Source organism: Bradyrhizobium sp. C-145 (assembly GCF_023375135.1).
Taxonomy (GTDB): Bacteria; Pseudomonadota; Alphaproteobacteria; order Rhizobiales; family Xanthobacteraceae; genus Bradyrhizobium; species Bradyrhizobium zhanjiangense.
This window is the reverse complement of the sequence record NZ_CP088150.1, coordinates 7,883,024-7,899,943: the sequence shown is the minus strand read 5'-3', so window position 1 is coordinate 7,899,943 and position 16,920 is coordinate 7,883,024. Positions and strand designations below refer to the sequence as shown.

Genomic DNA, 16,920 nt, shown 5'->3' with positions numbered 1-16,920 from the left:
ACTGGAACGTGCGTGAACTCCGGCCGATCCGCCTGCTTGTTCCGCTGAGTGTGGACCCGTTCGATAGCATCGAGTCACATGCCGGCTCGTGGATCAACACGAGATCTATGGCTGAAAATGCTCATTGCGTTGACGATGGGGCTGAGTCTCTGGTTGGTGTACGGGCTCATTCGATGCGACTGGGTCATAATTGCCGCGAACGTCGTCGGTGCGGGGCTGGCAGGGACTGTACTCGGCTGCAAGCTCCGGGATCTCCACCGGTCCTGAATTTCATCACTGCATCTTGTCCAACTTGCGTCCGCTCTTTCCTCAAGAAGCGAAGTCAATGTTGATTTCCCACATCTTGCCTTCGGGCCAATTGCCGACATCCCCATGCCGACGTGGTGATACCGCAAATTCAAAATTGGGTGGACCAGTACTGGTTCTCTAGCCAGGAACACCAGATAATCCAATATAGTTGACGACTAAGACGGCGCTCCTCCGCCGCCATTTCCAATTTGGCTTGCCGGTACGGCGCAGCGGAGCGCATCCTGATTACCGAACTGTCAGCTTCGGGCGCCAATCAGGCTCGCTAGGGACACAAGACAGGTCCACACCCGCAAGGAAGGAGGGAATCATGAAGCAGAGGCATTTAAGTATCGCTGTGCTCGTCTGTGCGGCCTTCCTTGCGCTGCCGATGACCGGTGGCGCACAGATTCTCGTGTCCGGCAACGACGAGAAGGTCTTGTGGGACGACGCCGGCAAGACGATCTACCTGCCGCCCGGCAAGGATACGATCTCCTTCATCGATATCGGCGACCGTGAGAACCCGAAGATCCTGACGAGCATTGCACTCGAGAACAGCATTTTTGGGCCGCCTACCAATCTTGCCGTGCATCCAAGCGGTGAGATCGCGCTGGTCGCTAACTCAGTGACGCAGATAAAGGATGGCGAGAGCTGGAAGCCGGTGCCGGACGACAAAGTCTACATCTTCGACTTGAAGGCGAGCCCGCGTAAGCACATCGGCACCGTCAACGTCGGCAGGCAGCCATCGGGGCTTGATATCAGCAAGAAAGGTGACCTGGCACTCGTCACGAACCGCGCCGACAATTCGGTCAGCGTCCTCAGCATCTCCGGCAAGGAGGTGAAGGTCACAGACACGATTGCGATGGGCGATAGCGTCGCGCATGTCGCAATCTGGCGGACGGCACCAAGGGACTGGCTGTTAAGCCGGTCGTCAACAAGGTCGCGTTCTTGAAGATCGACGGTCAAAAGGTCCTCTACGAGAAGTACGATATGCCGACCGGCGTTTTCCCGTATAACGTCGACATCGTACCGAACGGCAAGGTCGCGCTCGTCGCCAACAACGGGGGAGGCGGCTACGCCGATGGCAATGTCGATACGGTGAGCGTCATCGACCTTGAGCAAAATCCGCCGCGCGTCATTGACCACATCGTCGTGGGCGATGCGCCGGAAGGCTTTGCCATTAGCCCAAAGGGCGACTTAGCGCTTGCAATTCTCGTCGGTGGCAACTCCGATAAGAAAGCGTTCTTCTCACGCAAAGCAGGCGCGGCCGTGGTGCTGAAGATCAATGACAAGAAGGTGACGTGCGCATTCCAGGAATGGTGATCAGGTGTTCCAGACGATGGCGATCACGGATTCCAGATGATCGTGATCACAGGAGACGAACACGACTGACAGGTTTAAGTGTGCTGGAAATAGTCTCCTCGTCAAGGGTGGTTGGGCTGGCTTGGAGATCGTCCCGGCGGTCCATGGGAGGGCCCCGTGCGCGGCGCGGAGTGCCCCCACGAGCGACGTAGCGACGCGCGCGGGAGGGGCCTGTGGGCCGGCGGGGCGATCGTGCGCGAGGCGCTCACGGTTTTTTCTTTTCGCCGGCCTGACGGCGCAGGCTGTCGCCCTTGAGCTCAAGGCGATGCGCATTGTGAATGATGCGGTCCAATATCGCATCGCCAAGAGTGGGGTCGGCAATGACGTCGTGCCATTGCGACACGGGGACCTGACTTGTGATCAACAACGACCCCTTGTCGTAGCGATCATCGACAATCTCGAGCAGGTCGCGCCGCTGGTCGGCGGTGAGCGGTTCGGGTCCCCAGTCGTCGAGAATGAGGAGATTGACGCGCTCCAGAGCGGCGATCAGGCGCGCCAGACGGCCTTCGCCGCGCGCCTGGGCGAGATCGGCGAACAGGCGAGATGCCCTCTTGTAGAGGACGGAGAAGCCGTCGCGGCAAGCCTTGTTGCCGAGCGCGCAGGCAAGCCAGGACTTGCCGGTGCCGGTTGGGCCGACGATGACCAGGTGGTTGGCATCACGGATCCATTGGCAGGTGGCGAGGGTCTGGAAGAGCGAACGGTCAAGGCCGCGGGCGGTGCGATAATCGACATTCTCGATGGCGGCCGCCTGGCGGAGCTTGGCACTGGTCAAGCGGCGCGTGAGGCGGCGGTTGTCACGGGCGGTGACCTCGCGATCGACGAGGAGGCCGAGCCAATCGGGATGCGGCATCCCGGCCGCCTCGGGATTGTTCTGCAGTTCGACGAGGGTATCGGCCATGGCGGCGAGGCCGAGGGCGCGCAAGCGATCGACGGTAGGGTGAATGAGCATGCTGATCTCTCCTGATCAATTGTAGTAACTGCGGCCACGGATGTTGGCGTGGAAGAGGATGGGCGCCTCCTCGGCGGGCGGAGCGGTTCTGTCAGTGCCGTTCTTGAGGATGGCGGCGACCGATTTGTACGAACGGGCGTTGATCAGGAGGGCACGGGCGCAGGCGGCGTCGATGCGTTCCTGGCCGTAGCGCTTGACCAGCCCGAGAATGCCGATGGCGGAGCGGAAGCCCTGTTCCGGATGCGGCCGCGACCGCAGGATGACGTCGATCAGAGTGTCGGCGTCGGGGCCGACCTTGGCGGCTTCGGAACGAATACGCTCGTGGGTCCAGTCACGATAGCGGCGATGCGAGCTCGGCATATGCTCGGAAATCGTCGTTGGGCGATGCGGCAGCGTGCTGCGCAGGTGCGAGGCGATGCGCTTGCCGCGCAGGAAAATCTCGACCGTTCGCGCGGTGATCCGAGCCTCGACCTCCTGATGCACGAGGTTGTGAGGAACGCTGTAGTAATGTTTGGCGATCTCGACATGATAGTCGAGATTGACCCGGCAGCGCTTCCACTCGGCATACTCGTACGGTTCATCCGGCAAGGGGGTGAGCGCCGGACGATCGAGCTCCTCGAACAGGTCGCGCCGACTTCGTCCCCAGCTGCGCAGCGGTCGATTGTTGAGATCGGCGAGAAGCACACGGATCGCCTCGTTGAGGGCGGCAAGCGAGAAGAAGCGGTGGTTGCGCAGGCGCGCCAGAATCCATCGTCCGACGATTTGGACGCCGACTTCGACCTTGGCCTTGTCGCGCGGCCGATACGGCCGCGCCGGGACGATGGCGGTGCGGTAATGGCGGGCGAGATCGGCATAGGTCCGGTTGACCATCGGCTCATGAAAGCAGGCCCGGGTGATGCCGGCCTTCAGGTTGTCGCTCACCGTCTGCCGGGCCACGCCGCCGAAATAGGCAAACGCCCGAACGTGCGAGGCGATCCAGTCCGGCAGGCTCTGGCTGAGGCTGGCCTCGGCGTAGGTGTAGTTCGAGGCGCCGAGCACGGCGACGAAGATCTGCGCGCTCCGCACCTCACCGCTGAGCCCGTCAACCACCTCCATGGTGTGGCCGGAATAATCAACGAACAGCTTCTCGCCGGCGACATGAACCTGGCGCAGGGGCGGCTTGAGGCGGCCGGCCCATTCCTTGTAGCGTTCACAGAACCACGAGTAGCTGAAGCTGTCGGAGTTTGCGTCGCAATACTCCTCCCACAACAGCATCAGCGTGACGTTTGAGCGCCGCAGCTCGCGATGCACCAGCGCCCAATCCGGCTGCGGACGCTCGTCGCTGGGCCGATCGGATGGTGGCGGATATAGGCGGTTCTCGAGCCGGACATCGTCATCCAGCTCCGGCGGCAACGGCCAGGTCAGGCCGGCGCGGCGGGTTCGGTTCAGGTACTTGCTGACCGTGCCTTGGGCCAGGCCGAGGCTGCGGGCAACGGCGCGTTGCGACATGCCGACGCTGTAGTGCAGGCGTAGAACTTCACGAATGTGGCGCATGGACAGTCTCTCGGTCGGCATCCCGATCCTCTGCGGTTAGGCAAAAGACCAAGGTAGCCAGGTTGCAGACTGTCAGCGGTGGACGCCTCCTGGTTGCCCCCCGATCGCGATCACTGGAAATAGCGATCACGATCGGCTGGAAATGGTGATCACGATGCTCTGGAACGCGTGATCACGATGGCCTGGAATCGGTGATCACGATCGGCTGGAACGCGCAGGTGACGAAAGTAAGCGACGAGATCGAGGTCGGCGGGCTTGCCGAGGGCGTCGCCTTTTCGCCGGACGGCAACTACGCCTATATCGGAAACTTCCTCGATAGCAACATGTCGATCATGAGGATAAACGGGACGCAAGTCACCGACACTGGCAACAAACTGCAACTGCCAGGTCATCCGGCCTCGCTCCGCGGTGCGCCGAAGTAATGGGATACTTGAAAAGGAGGACTTCGAGGCTGCGCAAATGGCCGTTCTGGGTCTTGGCCGTGTAAAAACGGCCTTACAGGATCATCAGTCTTGAAGCCAAAACTGGTCCGGTCTCAGGCCGCGATCGCGGCGATCAGCGGCCTGATCCCGAGGATATTCATTGCTCGGGTCAGATTGTAGGCCAGAACCGAGAGGGCCATCTCGGCGGCTACCTTTGGGAGGGTTTTGGTCAGGAAGTGCGTTGCTCCCATGCGTGCCTTCATCGTGCCGAACGGGTGCTCGACAGTCTCGCGACGAAGGCGCATAGCGAGCGGGTTCGCATCGAGCCGCTGCTGCACGGCGTCGAGCAGATCCTCGTGCTCCCATCGCGTGATCCGTCGCTCTGACCCGGGCGTACACTGGGGTTTGATCGAGCAATTCTTACAGGCGCTGGTCCAGTATCGCCGCAGCATCTTGTCGGCTTCTTCGTTTGTATAGCGATACGGCAATCGCTCCCCGGCCGGACAACGATAGGCGTCTTCCTCCGGCAAATAGACAAAGTCCTGCTTACCGAAGCGTCCGTCCGACTTGGCGCCCGAAGTCATCGGCTTAGGCAGAGTTACCGTGATGCCGGCCTCGTGGCAGGCGAGGATCTCCGGGCTGCTGAAGTAGCCGCGATCGGCAACGGCCTCGAGCGTCTCAGCCTTCAGAACAGCCTTCGCCTGCCTGGCCATATTGGCAAGTTGTGCCCGATCTGAGCCGCTGTTCGTCACCTCATGCGCGATGATCAGGTGATTGTCGGTATCGACGGCGACTTGGACATTGTAGCCGACAACGCCGGATCCGCGGCCACTGGTTGCCATCGAACGGCTATCCGGATCGGTCAGGGAGATTTGCTGATCCGGCGAAGCAAGCATCTGCTTCTCATAGGCAGCAAGCTTGCCCATCTCCCCCTTCAGCTTCGTCAGCTTCTCGGTAAGCCTCGTCACCTTCGCCGCCAGCGCCTCGCTCGGCTGCTGTCGGTCGGCCGTGTCAAGTTGGCCCAAATAGCGCGCGACGCTCTCCTCCAACTGAGCACGCCGCCGCTCCACCTTCGCGCGCGTGAAGTTCCTGTCCCGGTTGTTCACGGCCTTGAACTTGCTCCCATCGATGGCGACGCTCGCCGTCGTGAGAAGACCCATCCCGCGGCAGAGCTCGACAAAACGCGCACAGACCTTACGCAGCCCGACGCTGTTGTCCTTGCGGAAGTCCGCGATCGTCTTGTGATCAGGAGCAAGCCGACCCAGCAGCCACATCACCTCGATGTTCCGTCCAGCCTCTCGTTCCAGCCGCCGGCTTGACTGTACCCGGTTCAGATAGCCGTAGATGTAAAGCTTCAGGAGAACCGAGGGGTGATACGACGGCCGGCCAGTCGCCGCCGGCGCAACTCCGCCGAAGCACATCTCGGCCAGATCAAGCGCATCGACAAACTCGTCGATCGCGCGAACAGGGTTGTTCTCGTCAATGAAATCATCGAGGCATTCAGGCAACAGCGTCCGCTGCCCACGATCCGCCTCTTCAACGAAGCGCCTCATCGATTCCCCCAAAGAATCACAGGAGAATCATAACAGCAGCCCAGCGTTTTCACACATGGGGTAATTCCGGGCTCGGAGCCATACTCAGGCTCTGGGAATCAGCTCTCCAGGACTCGATGAGGCCTACCTCAGGGCCTTGCAATGACGGAGAGAGGTAATGGAGCGCTATGTCGGACTAGACGTGTCACTGAAACTGACTTCGATCTGCATCGTCGATCGGACAGGAAAAATCGAGCGCGAAGGGGTGGTTACGTCTGACCCGGAGGCGATCGCGACGTTCATCAAATTGCACACGTCACACGTCGTTCGGATTGGACTCGAGACCGGAGCAACGTCGACATGGCTGTGGACCGAGCTGAATAAGATCGGGTTACCCGTTATCTGCATTGACGCCAGGCATGCGAAGGCGGTTCTGAAGATGCAGATCAATAAGAGCGACCGAAATGACGCTGCTGGCATAGCGCGTATCATGCAATGTGGTTGGTACAAGAAGGTTTGCGTCAAGGATCTCGATAGTCACGCGACCAAAGCCCTTCTTGTCAGTCGAGCTCTGCTCGTCAAGATCAAGCGGGATATCGAAAATCAAATCCGGGGGCTCCTCAAGAATCTTGGGCTTGTCATCGGACGAGCAAAGATGAATATGTTTGCTGTGCGTGCCGCGCAGTTGGCCGAGGATCGGTCAGAGCTTTTTGCCGCGGTAGATCCATTGCTGAAGGCACGCGAGGCCGTCGAGCAACAGATTGTGGTCCTTGACCGCAAGGTGCTGCGGCTTGCTCGCAACAATGCTCAGGTGCGACGGTTCATGACGGCTCCTGGCATCGGCCCGGTCACGGCCCTTTGCTTCCTTGCGACGATCGATGACCCCGCTCGCTTCAAGAGATCACGAAGCGTCGGAGCCTACGCAGGACTAACGACCCGCCGATACGCATCCGGCGAAATTGACTGGACGGGCCGAATCTCGAAATGCGGCGATAAGATGCTGCGAAGTTACCTCTACGAGGCGGCCAATGTGCTGCTCACACGCGTAGCAAAATGGTCAGCACTCAAAGGATGGGGCATTCGGCTTGCGAAACGAAGCGGGCTACGCAAAGCCAAGGTTGCAGTTGCCCGAAAACTTGCTGTCATTCTGCATCGGATGTGGATCGATGGTACCGAATTTAAATGGTCATCAAAGGATGCTGCTGATCAGCCTGCATAAAGGATAACGAGTTCCCGCCGAACAGCGGGAGCGAACGTCCCTGCCGGGACGCTGGCGTTGGTGAGATCGCCCCTGGCTTTGCGGTGCTCGAAATGGCAAAGCGCGCTTCACACATTGATCCGCTAACGTCATCTTACGCCATCATGCGGAGGGCACGCCCCTACCGCGGAGAGAACCATGGACCCGGCAAGGATGTTCAAGGAGAGCTTGACCTCACGCCCGGAATTAGAGAACGGCCTGGGCCAATTCCGGAAGTTAGCCGTTTGATAAAATAGTCAGATCGGCCGCCCTCATTAGCGTGGCCGATCTCCGTCGACGACTGCGGAGGCGCTATTCGCTCATTCGGTTATTCCGCCCTACCATCTGCACCTTCTTAACTTCCTCTGCCGTCAGCTTCGGTCGGTCGATCATGAGCGTCAGCTTGTTGCGCTTGCCGGCGAACTTCATCGGCACCTGCCTAATTCTTGTCGTCGACCGGGGTACCGGTGTCGGCGCCGACGTCAAAGGTCTCGTCCTATTGCAAGACAATCGGAACCGTGCGGGGCGACGACCTTGCCATCGACCTTGAGCACGCTGGTGCGGCCCCCGGCCGATGCCGCCCCGCTGTTGAATGCAAGTGTGGCTAGGCGCCGAACCGTCCGCCCTGGGTGACCAGCATGCCCTCGGCTCCTCCCGCGGGATCTCTGCCTACGCCGTATTCGTGTAAGCGCGGTGTCAGCAATGGCCGACCCACGTCGGCCCCCGTCGCCGGCCGCCGAAACCAGCAAATGCAACGCGGCCCCGTGGGATCGAAATAAACAGCCAGCAGCTGTATGAGCGATTTAAAGTTCGCTTGGATCAAATGCCAATGGGGTAGGCGCTTTGATGAGCACCAAAAACAATCGGCGCTAAATTCTAGCAAACGCAAGCCCTTGCCTGGCGCTCATTCAACCTCCAAGCGTTCAATTAATATTCTGTCCATCTTTTTGGTTTAATTTAAACATTTAATATGATATTTTAATGGCATTTATTTGACTCGGGGCTTGAGATTGGATCGGCATCCCAGATTTTGACAAACTCGTTTTGGTGGCAAGGGGCCCGATTGACAATCGATTTGCGCTCTACGGTGTGAACCCTTTACTCGGAGAAAAATTATGGAGCAGAAAGGTTCTCATTCGACACGCATCCCAAAGTCAGGCTCAATCAGCTTCGGCCGTTCGAAAGCAGATTGCGTGATTCGCAGCATCTCCGCATACGGTGCCGCCCTGGATATTGTTGGAGATGGAAAGATTCCCGACGACTTCGCGCTGACCATCATTCCGGACGGTGACCTGCGCCGGTGTGCAGTGGTCTGGCGTAAAGACAAGCGTATCGCCGTCGCATTCTATTGACACGCCACCAGCTCATGCGGATGCAGGTGGAAGTTCTTAGGGCCATAGGCGCGCCGGCGACGACCAGGGGCTGGTGCACAGAAACCCGGCTTTAACATAACCAATCAACCCTACCTGCCGACGCGCGTGTCACCAACCGCATGCGGTGAGGTGTTGTTTTTTTGGAAGCTACCCAAAACGGCTCTGGTCAGGCCTGTCAGGAGGAAAGACTTATGGCCGAGAAGTGGATGGAGCAGCCCATCTGGGATCCGATTGCCCTTGCAGCGCAACTGCGTGACATCACGAAACAAACCCAAGTATTGATGCGGCACTTCACGCCTCATGAGGCTGACGCGATTAAGTTCGGCGTGGGCGAATGGTCAATGCTTGGGTTTGATTTTTTCGAGTTCATGACGAGGATGATGACCGACCCGGCGGTGGTCGCACGCGCGCAGATCGGCCTATTCCACAACATGGTAGGTATCTGGCAGAAAACCGCGGTACGCCTACTCATGCTGCGTGCACGCGAGGCCGATACCCCAAAAGATAAACGGTTCAAGCATCCGGAGTGGAGCGAGAATGCTGTCTTTAGCTTTGTGAAAGACAGTTATCTTGTTGCAGCAGCGTCGGTTCTTTCTGCAATCCGCGAAGTCAAAGGCATGGACGATGCCTCTGCCCGCAAGGTCGACTTCTATACCCGCCAGCTGGTTGACGCCCTGTCCCCTTCCAATTTCGTCGCTACCAATCCGGAGGTCCTCACCGCAACCTTGGCGTCGGGCGGACAGAACCTGCTGCGCGGTTTGGAGAACCTTCTTGCCGATCTGGAGCGCGGCAAAGGCCGTCTTGCGATCACGATGACCGACATGAAGGCTTTCCGCCTCGGCGAAAACATCGCAATGACTCCCGGAAAAGTGATCTATCAAAACGAGCTCATGCAACTAATCCAATATACGCCGTCGACACGAGAGGTCCGCAGGCGGCCACTCCTCATCGTGCCGCCGTGGATCAACAAGTTCTATGTTCTCGATCTGCAGCCGAAAAACTCTTTCATAAAATGGGCCGTCGATCAGGGACATACTGTTCTCGTCATCTCCTGGGTAAACCCCGACAAGCAGCACGCTGAAAAGACCTTCGAAAACTACATGCTCGAGGGCCCCTTGGCGGCCCTCGATGCTATCGAGTCTGCGACCGGAGAGCATAGCGTCAACGCGATCGGCTATTGCCTCGGCGGAACACTGCTCGCCTCGACGCTGGCATATTTGGTCGCGAAGGGCGAGGACCGGATTACAAGCGTCACCTATTTCGCGACGCTCGTCGATTTTACCGAAGTTGGGGATATGGCCGTCTTCATAGACGAAGAGCAATTGGCATATCTCGAAAGACGGATGCGCCAGCATGGATATCTGGAAGCGCATCAAATGGCGACGACGTTCAACATGTTGCGCGCCAATGACCTGATCTGGTCGTTTGTCGTTAGCAATTATCTGCTCGGCAAGAAGCAAATGCCCGGTGATCTTTTGTTTTGGAACTCCGATTCGACCCGCATGCCCGCGGCGATGCATTCGTTCTACTTGCGCAGGATGTATCACGAAAATCTCCTGACAAAACCCGGTGGGATCACGTTGGCGGATACGCCGATAGATCTGTCGAAGGTCAGGACTCCGAGTTTCATTCTGGCAACCCGCGAAGACCACATCGCGCCGTGGAAATCGACCTATGCGGCGACACGCTTGTACTCCGGACCGGTCAAGTTCGTTTTATCCGATGCTGGCCATATGGCTGGCGTCATCAGCCCACCAGGCACCAAATACGGGCATTGGGTGAACGACGATTTGCCGCCCAGTCCAGACGAATGGTTCGTCAACGCTGCGCCTTGTCAACGGTCGTGGTGGCTGCTTTGGGACGAATGGATGACCCAATTTGACGAAGGCCGCGTTCCGGCTCGCGACCCGGGCAGCGGTGGGTTGCCGATTATCGAAAACGCGCCCGGTTCCTACGTCCGCGTGAGATCGATGGCCTTGTAGGTTGCGGCGGAAGTGATCTGCCTCGCCGCCCTCCAAAAGGCCGCCAGCTATCTCGAGTTCGGATTGTGAGCACCATCGGCCGAACTGACCGGCCATGCTGGCGCTTCCCATGTCGGGCCTCCGGATGCGCCATTGCGCGTTGGCTATGTTGTAAACGGAGGACAGCGATAGATATGAACGCCTGGTCGCCTGCCTCGCTGGAGCGGCGTCCGACCAAGTCAACACCTGACTTCACTCGACGCGCCACACGCATCGAGCTCGAATAAAATTCCGTCAGGGCGATCAGTGCGGTCCTCGAGGTCCCTTTGTTCTCTGCGACGCGGCGCCACATACCTCATGGTTGCGTGATACCATCGACACACGAGAAAATACCGGGTGAGTAAGAAACCATTAATTATTCGAAGACAAGGATCGAACAATTTTAGATTGATTTTCGCAATGCATTTTCAGCATTGGGTCGGTGGAGACCGCAATGTCAAACGTGTTGAATTTTACGAGGCCAGGCCGCGTATCCGAGCAACCGAGTCCCAGCCGCGATTCGACGCCGGATCGCCAACCATTCTCGCAGGTCGAAGTTTTGCACATGAATGCGACGCTGGAAATTGCCTGCGCCATCACCCTGCTGGAAGCGAGTCACCTGCGAATACGCAAGATGGCCGCAGAGATCGCAAATCCCTCAATCAAGGCAAAGCTGCAAGGTGATCTGAGACTGATCGAGCAAATGCTTGAACTTGCCAAGTCGAAAGCGTCCGCCATTTAGAATTCCTGTTTTCATTCCAATTTGGAAAGCCATTGCAATGCTCACGAACATAAAGATCGCCGGCCGCCTTATGATTGGTTTCGGCTTACTCCTGGTCTTGACGGCCGCGATCGGCGGGTACTCGATCCACGCCTCCTACAACGCGAATGACGCTTTCGCAGTTGTGATCAGACAAAAAAATCACGTTGCTGACGACGAGCGCATAGAAAAGCGTGTCTTCGAGGCGCGCATGCACGTTTGGCTGGCTCTGGGTACCGGTGACCAGTCGCATTGGGAAAGGGCCGCCGATGCTTATAAGAAGGCGCTCGCACGACTCGATGGACTCATTGCCGACACAAAGGGTGCCGCCCGCCTGATTGGGGTCAAGGAGTTGAAAGCGGCGGTCGAAGACAACCAAGCTAAGGCGCTCAGGCTGAGGGAGTTCAAAGGAAGAAACACCGCCCTGGACACCGATGAAGCGAAGTCCGCAGTCGGTGCGGCGCTTGCGGCAGGGGCCAAGATCGAAACCATTGCGGAGCCACTCGCCGAGGATTACGAGAATGCGGCGCAAGCGACAGTATCAAGGGCGGAAGAAGATCTTGTCACAGCCATCAAAATGGCCTCGGTCCTCGGCGTTCTGAGTGTGCTGATTGGGATCGCTCTCTCGGTGCTAACGTCACGCAGCATCAGCAAGCCGATTCGGGCGCTGACCGCTTCGATGTTAGAGCTTTCCAACGGAAATTTTGATGTTGTGCTTCCTGGTCTTGGTCGCCGAGACGAAATTGGCGCAATTGCCAGTGCCGTTGAACGCTTCAAACTGAGGGCGGCCGAGAAGGCACGAGCCGAAGCCGAGGCCAAAGCCGCACAGGTTCACATCGCCGCCGAGCAGCGGAAGGCGGATATGCGCGAGCTCGCCGATGCGTTTGAAGCGGCCGTCGGCGAGATTGTCGAAACCGTCTCCTCTGCGTCCACCGAGCTCGAGGCTTCCGCCGGGTCGCTGACGAAAACCGCCGATTCGACCCAGCATCAATCCAGCGGAGTCGCATCAGCATCCGAGCAGGCGTCAGCGAGCGTGCAGTCGGTCGCTTCGGTCGCCGAAGAAATGGCAGCTTCGGTCAACGAGATCAGCCGGCAAGTGCAAGAATCAGCGCGAATTGCTGGTGAAGCGGTGCGCCAGGCGGAGAACGCTGACGAACGAGTCCATACGCTTTCGCAGGCCGCAAGCAGGATAGGAACTGTCGTCGAGATCATCAATACGATCGCCGGACAAACCAACCTTCTCGCCTTGAATGCGACGATCGAAGCGGCTCGCGCTGGCGAAGCTGGTCGCGGATTTGCGGTCGTTGCGTCAGAGGTAAAAACGCTGGCCGAACAGACCGCCAAAGCAACCAAGGAAACTAGCGATCAGATCATCGGAATCCAATCTTCCACCCGCGAGTCCGTTGCGAGCCTCAAGGAAGTCAGCGGCGTCATCAAGCGGATCTCCGAGATCTGTTCGACGATCGCCGCGGCGGTCGAGGGAGCAGGGCGCGGCGAACCAGGAGATTACGCGCAACGTACAGCAGGCCGCAATCGGGGTTACTGAGGTCGCCTCGAACATCGCCGAGGTGAACCGCCTCTACCCAGGTTCTTGCGGCGGCGAAATTGTTGTCGCAGGACAGCAGTCGTTTGAAGCTGGAAGTACAGAAGTTTCTAGCTAATGCGCGGGCAGCTTAGTCAGCAGCGAATATTGAAGCACCTGGCTCGCGGGCTTTAGCAGAATAGTGCGAGTTTGAGCCGCCCTTTACACCAAAATGCATCCAACGTGCGACGGGAAGGTATTTATCAATGACTGAAGTCATTCAATTCAAACCCAAGAGCCCCAAATCCGCCGACGAGAACATCGAGGTAATCGCAACGCGATACCCGGATCTCGCCGATGCCATGCGCCATTTCGCTCGCATCAAGAGCCTCTCGAAGGAGATGTTGACCGTCGCGCTCAATCAGCTCGACGACGTAGCTCGCTCAACGCGAGAGGCATCAACGTCTTCCTCAGAAACGTCTGCTCTGCACGAGCAATTGGACATGTTCTTGTCGATGCTCGTGCAGCTTCGCACTACAATCGATCGACTGTGAGCGGGCAAGTGTCGTTGCCGACTTTCCTCGCAGCGAGGAGTGTAAAGGCGGGTCTTAGATGCAGAGAGGTTGATCGTGCTCCAACCCCGGAGCATTCAGGGTAGTGAGCTGCCTGGATCCGTCGGACTGCTCACGCAGTCGATCAGTTGACCCAAGTCGGGCAGGGTCGGGGAGGACTAATGGCCGGATGGAGCCTAATAGTCGCGCAGTCGCGCAGGGGGGCAGAAGCCGATCGGGGCAGTGGCGCCTTTCGACGCCACTGGGCACTGGGCCATTAAGGCTTCGTTGACCAAGTTGTTCATATAACGAGCGGTTATTTTCCTTGAGGGAGCCGATGAAGGTCTGGGTCAGCCTGGCTTTGCTTGCGGCGTTCGTGCCGTTAGGGCAGCGCTTTGGCTCGACGGCGGCGGAGACATCGAGCGAGGCGGCGCAGATCCGCGCCAGCTACCGTCGGCCGACGGCAATTCCTTTCCCGGATGGCAACCCTTACTCAGCGCCAAAAGCGGCTCTTGGGAAGATGCTGTTCTTCGATCCGCTGCTCTCGAGGTCTCGCACCGTTTCGTGTGCGACTTGCCACAATCCGTCGCTGTCGTGGGGAGATGGCCTTGCGCGTGCGGTTGGGGAAGATCCGAAAGGCCTGCCGCTGCGTGCGCCCACTCTGATTGATGTGGCATTCACCGAGCCTTTGGGCTGGGACGGGAAGTTCAGGGATATCGAATCCGTGACTTTTGGTCCGATCACTGGCCGGGCGAACATGAACTTGACGGAATCGGAGTTGATTGACCGTTTGTCCACCACACCGGCCTATGTCGATGCGTTCGCAAGCGCATACGGGGGTAGCGCGATCACCCGGCCGAGGATCGAAGCTGCCTTGGCGACCTTTCAACGCACCATTGTCGCTGAGGAGTCCCCGTTCGACCGCTGGATCATGGGCGAGGAAACCGCAATCAGCGCGGCGGCCAAACGCGGGTTTGAGATCTTCAACGGCAAAGCGCGGTGCTCAAACTGCCATAGCGGGCCATCTTTTACAGACGGATCGTTTCAGGATATCGGCACTGCACAAGGTGACAATATAGGACGCGGCCGGCTGTTTCCGACATCACAAAAGCTCCGGTACGCGTTCAAGACGCCGACCTTGCGCAACGTCGCGCAGCGTGCCCCCTACATGCACGACGGATCGGTCGCAACGCTCGAAGACGTCATCGAACTCTATGATCGGGGTGGTATTGATCGTCCAAGCCGGTCGCCATCAATCAGACCTCTGTTTCTGACCGCAAACGAAAAGACGGACTTGGTCGCCTTTCTGCAGACGCTCAGTGCCACGTCCACAGCGACTCCCGTTCCCGACTTGCCGCGCTGACACTGTCCCGATCGCGTTTCTGAGCTGCCTCAGCAAAGGTGCGGCAATGCCGATCCGAGCAGGCCAAAGCCGAGGACAACAAGGGCGCCCGTCCAAAACTCAAAAGTTTCGCTGCGTACGGCGAAGCGCCCTGCATGGCGGACCAGCAGCGAGCCTCCTGCCGCACGCGCCAGACCTAATGCTCTGAACATGGACTGCTCCAGCCATCCGTTTTGTCGATATTCAGTACGACAGCGGGATTGAGGTCTCGTCCTCGAAATCTGTAAAATTTGAAAGGACTTGCTGGAGCTTTGACGGCTTGAATCGGTCCGCGCTGGTCCAATTAACCACCAAACAACCAGCGGATGTTGCGACGGTCACAATCCTTAAAATTTATGCTAAGGTGAATAAATCGTTAAAGCTGTGCTTTCCAAAACGGGCGGTTTTTCAAATGTTCAGTTCGTGGGCGCGGGATGCCATAGCGGCATCTCGGGCCGTTTCCTTGCTCTCGAAGTTTGTCGCCGCATTTTCCTTCTGGATCGTGGGGACTCAAGCCGCCAGCGCCCATGTCAAATGGTTCTGTGCGTATGATGCCGCCGGACAGCCAAGGGGCCTTGAGAACGTCCTGTGTCCGGATTTTGAGCTCCTCCTCGGAGTAGCCTTGCTCTGGTTTTTTTCCGGCTGCCTGGTGGAGCGCACGTCCTTGGGCGAACTGCTGGTCCGCTCCATCAACCGCGTCACGGAAGGCTTGCGGCTGCACACCGAGGTGATGATCCGCGCGGTCTGCGGCTTTTTCTTTATCTCGCTCTGGGCGGTCGGCGGTATCATCCTGACCCCCGAACTGAAGACAACGTCGCCTCAGGTGGGACTTCTTCAACTTGCCATCGCTGCCGGCCTGCTGTCGCGCCGCACGATGCCATTCTCGGCGGCGGGAATCGTGGTGTTGTTCGGGCTTGCCGTCCGCGATTACGGCACGTTTCATCTGGCCGATTACCCGATCTTTCTGGGTCTTGCGGCCTATCTTGCTCTCACGGGATGGCGAAAGGATTTGTTCGGCGTTCCGCCGCTCGATGTCGTGCGCTATGCCACCGCCGTTACTCTGATGTGGGCGTCAGTGGAGAAGTGGGCCTATCCGGAATGGAGCTTTCCGCTGCTGATCGAGCACCCCGGCATCACGCTTGGATTCGACAATGAGTTCTATATGCGGGCCGCTGGCATGATCGAGTTCACGCTCGCCTTTGCTTTGGCCTGGACGCCCCTGGTCAGGCGGGTTGCGGCCGCCATGTTGCTCGGCATGTTCATCAGCGCGTGCTTCGAATTCGGCTGGCTTGATGTGATCGGGCACTCGGGGATTATTGTCGTCCTGGTCGCGATCCTTGCCGACGACCGCCCGTGGGAAGCCGAGTATCGCGCCCCGTGGCTGGCTCCCGCCGGACTATGTGCGGCGCTGACCGTTACGCTGTTCACCTACTACGTCGGTCACGCTGCGATCTTCAACACCTCGATACTCTAGGCTCTCTACTTGGTGACATGCACGCCAAGCTTCATCTTGGGATGAATGCCGCACAGGACCGTGTAGTCACCCGCCACGGAAAACACGACGTCGAATTGGCTGCCCGGCTTTTGATCACCGCTGTCGAACTCGAACGTCTCCGCGCTCAAATAGGCATGATGCAAGAGCTCGCCATCGTCGTTAACGAATCGTAAAGTCTCGCCGCGTTTGATAATGATTTCTCGCGGCCTGAATTCGCGATCCCTTTGCGAGATCGTATAGGGATTTGCGCCTAGCGCGACTCCTGTGAGGAGTCCCCCTACAATGGTGACTGTGATCCCGAGGCCGAACTTCCCTGCGCGGAACGGTGCCAGCCTTTCCATTATTTCAACTCCGCTGAAAACATCAATTTAACCAAAATTCGAACCAGCTCGGATCTTCCGCAAGCGCAACTACTCCATAGTTATCACAGGTTGATCTTAACGATTTCCGCATCCCTTCCAGTCATTACTAGGGAAATTTGAGGCGGGCGCAGCCTGACTGCGTCCGCGCACACTTTT

15 protein-coding genes and 1 pseudogene are annotated in these 16,920 nt (G+C 58.4%); 12 read left to right on the top strand and 4 right to left on the bottom strand.

The window, feature by feature from the left end; genetic code table 11:
• The first annotated feature begins 78 nt into the window (after window positions 1-78).
• The 3 genes from LRP30_RS37105 (at window position 79) to LRP30_RS37095 (ending at window position 1,608) form a co-directional block, all read left to right on the top strand.
• Complete coding sequence (locus tag LRP30_RS37105; RefSeq protein WP_346016190.1) at window positions 79-267, top strand: SemiSWEET family transporter; 189 nt, start codon at window positions 79-81, stop codon at window positions 265-267.
• A 349-nt stretch (window positions 268-616) separates the two neighbouring features.
• Window positions 617-1,237, top strand: a complete 621-nt coding sequence (locus LRP30_RS37100; protein WP_249758009.1) for a hypothetical protein — start codon at window positions 617-619, stop codon at window positions 1,235-1,237.
• A complete protein-coding gene (locus LRP30_RS37095) occupies window positions 1,234-1,608 on the top strand; it encodes a hypothetical protein (protein ID WP_249758008.1) in 375 nt (124 codons plus the stop codon). The genes LRP30_RS37100 and LRP30_RS37095 overlap by 4 nt, the downstream gene beginning before the upstream one ends.
• 244 nt (window positions 1,609-1,852) lie before the next feature.
• Here the strand turns inward: LRP30_RS37095 and istB are convergent, their stop codons facing one another.
• Together istB and istA are read right to left on the bottom strand one after the other, a co-directional pair.
• Window positions 1,853-2,596: an IS21-like element helper ATPase IstB gene (gene istB, locus LRP30_RS37090; protein WP_249758007.1), complete on the bottom strand. Its 744-nt coding sequence runs from the start codon at window positions 2,594-2,596 to the stop codon at window positions 1,853-1,855.
• Window positions 2,597-2,611: 15 nt separating this feature from the next.
• Complete coding sequence (gene istA, locus LRP30_RS37085) at window positions 2,612-4,150, bottom strand: IS21 family transposase (protein WP_249758006.1); 1,539 nt, start codon at window positions 4,148-4,150, stop codon at window positions 2,612-2,614.
• Between the two features lie 197 nt (window positions 4,151-4,347).
• On the opposite strand from istA, the gene LRP30_RS37080 reads away from it, so the two are divergent.
• Window positions 4,348-4,551: a hypothetical protein gene (locus tag LRP30_RS37080; RefSeq protein WP_249758005.1), complete on the top strand. Its 204-nt coding sequence runs from the start codon at window positions 4,348-4,350 to the stop codon at window positions 4,549-4,551.
• Between the two features lie 113 nt (window positions 4,552-4,664).
• Here the strand turns inward: LRP30_RS37080 and LRP30_RS37075 are convergent, their stop codons facing one another.
• Window positions 4,665-6,104 carry an IS1182 family transposase gene (locus LRP30_RS37075; protein ID WP_249761917.1) on the bottom strand — a complete coding sequence of 480 codons (1,440 nt, stop codon included), beginning with the start codon at window positions 6,102-6,104 and terminating at the stop codon, window positions 4,665-4,667.
• A gap of 157 nt (window positions 6,105-6,261) precedes the next feature.
• Here LRP30_RS37075 and LRP30_RS37070 point away from each other — a divergent pair, with 157 nt between their 5' ends.
• The 8 genes and pseudogenes from LRP30_RS37070 (at window position 6,262) to LRP30_RS37035 (ending at window position 16,381) form a co-directional block, all read left to right on the top strand.
• Window positions 6,262-7,302: an IS110 family transposase gene (locus LRP30_RS37070; RefSeq protein WP_249758004.1), complete on the top strand. Its 1,041-nt coding sequence runs from the start codon at window positions 6,262-6,264 to the stop codon at window positions 7,300-7,302.
• A gap of 1,133 nt (window positions 7,303-8,435) precedes the next feature.
• Window positions 8,436-8,672, top strand: a complete 237-nt coding sequence (locus LRP30_RS37065; protein ID WP_249758003.1) for a PilZ domain-containing protein — start codon at window positions 8,436-8,438, stop codon at window positions 8,670-8,672.
• 212 nt (window positions 8,673-8,884) lie between these two features.
• The gene (gene phaC, locus LRP30_RS37060; RefSeq protein ID WP_249758002.1) at window positions 8,885-10,675 is read left to right on the top strand and encodes a class I poly(R)-hydroxyalkanoic acid synthase; all 1,791 of its coding nucleotides are present in this window, start codon (window positions 8,885-8,887) and stop codon (window positions 10,673-10,675) included.
• 472 nt (window positions 10,676-11,147) lie between these two features.
• The gene (locus LRP30_RS37055; protein ID WP_249758001.1) at window positions 11,148-11,435 is read left to right on the top strand and encodes a hypothetical protein; all 288 of its coding nucleotides are present in this window, start codon (window positions 11,148-11,150) and stop codon (window positions 11,433-11,435) included.
• Window positions 11,436-11,472: 37 nt separating this feature from the next.
• Window positions 11,473-13,130, top strand: a pseudogene (locus LRP30_RS37050) (HAMP domain-containing methyl-accepting chemotaxis protein).
• A 111-nt stretch (window positions 13,131-13,241) separates the two neighbouring features.
• Window positions 13,242-13,529, top strand: a complete 288-nt coding sequence (locus tag LRP30_RS37045) for a hypothetical protein (protein WP_249758000.1) — start codon at window positions 13,242-13,244, stop codon at window positions 13,527-13,529.
• Between the two features lie 334 nt (window positions 13,530-13,863).
• Window positions 13,864-14,889: a cytochrome c peroxidase gene (locus tag LRP30_RS37040; RefSeq protein WP_249757999.1), complete on the top strand. Its 1,026-nt coding sequence runs from the start codon at window positions 13,864-13,866 to the stop codon at window positions 14,887-14,889.
• Between the two features lie 430 nt (window positions 14,890-15,319).
• On the top strand, window positions 15,320-16,381 hold the full coding sequence (locus LRP30_RS37035) for a hypothetical protein (RefSeq protein ID WP_249761916.1): 1,062 nt from the start codon (window positions 15,320-15,322) through the stop codon (window positions 16,379-16,381).
• Window positions 16,382-16,386: 5 nt separating this feature from the next.
• Here the strand turns inward: LRP30_RS37035 and LRP30_RS37030 are convergent, their stop codons facing one another.
• Entirely contained in the window at window positions 16,387-16,743 is a 357-nt protein-coding gene (locus LRP30_RS37030; protein WP_249757998.1) for a methylamine utilization protein, read from the bottom strand.
• Window positions 16,744-16,920: the final 177 nt, after the last annotated feature.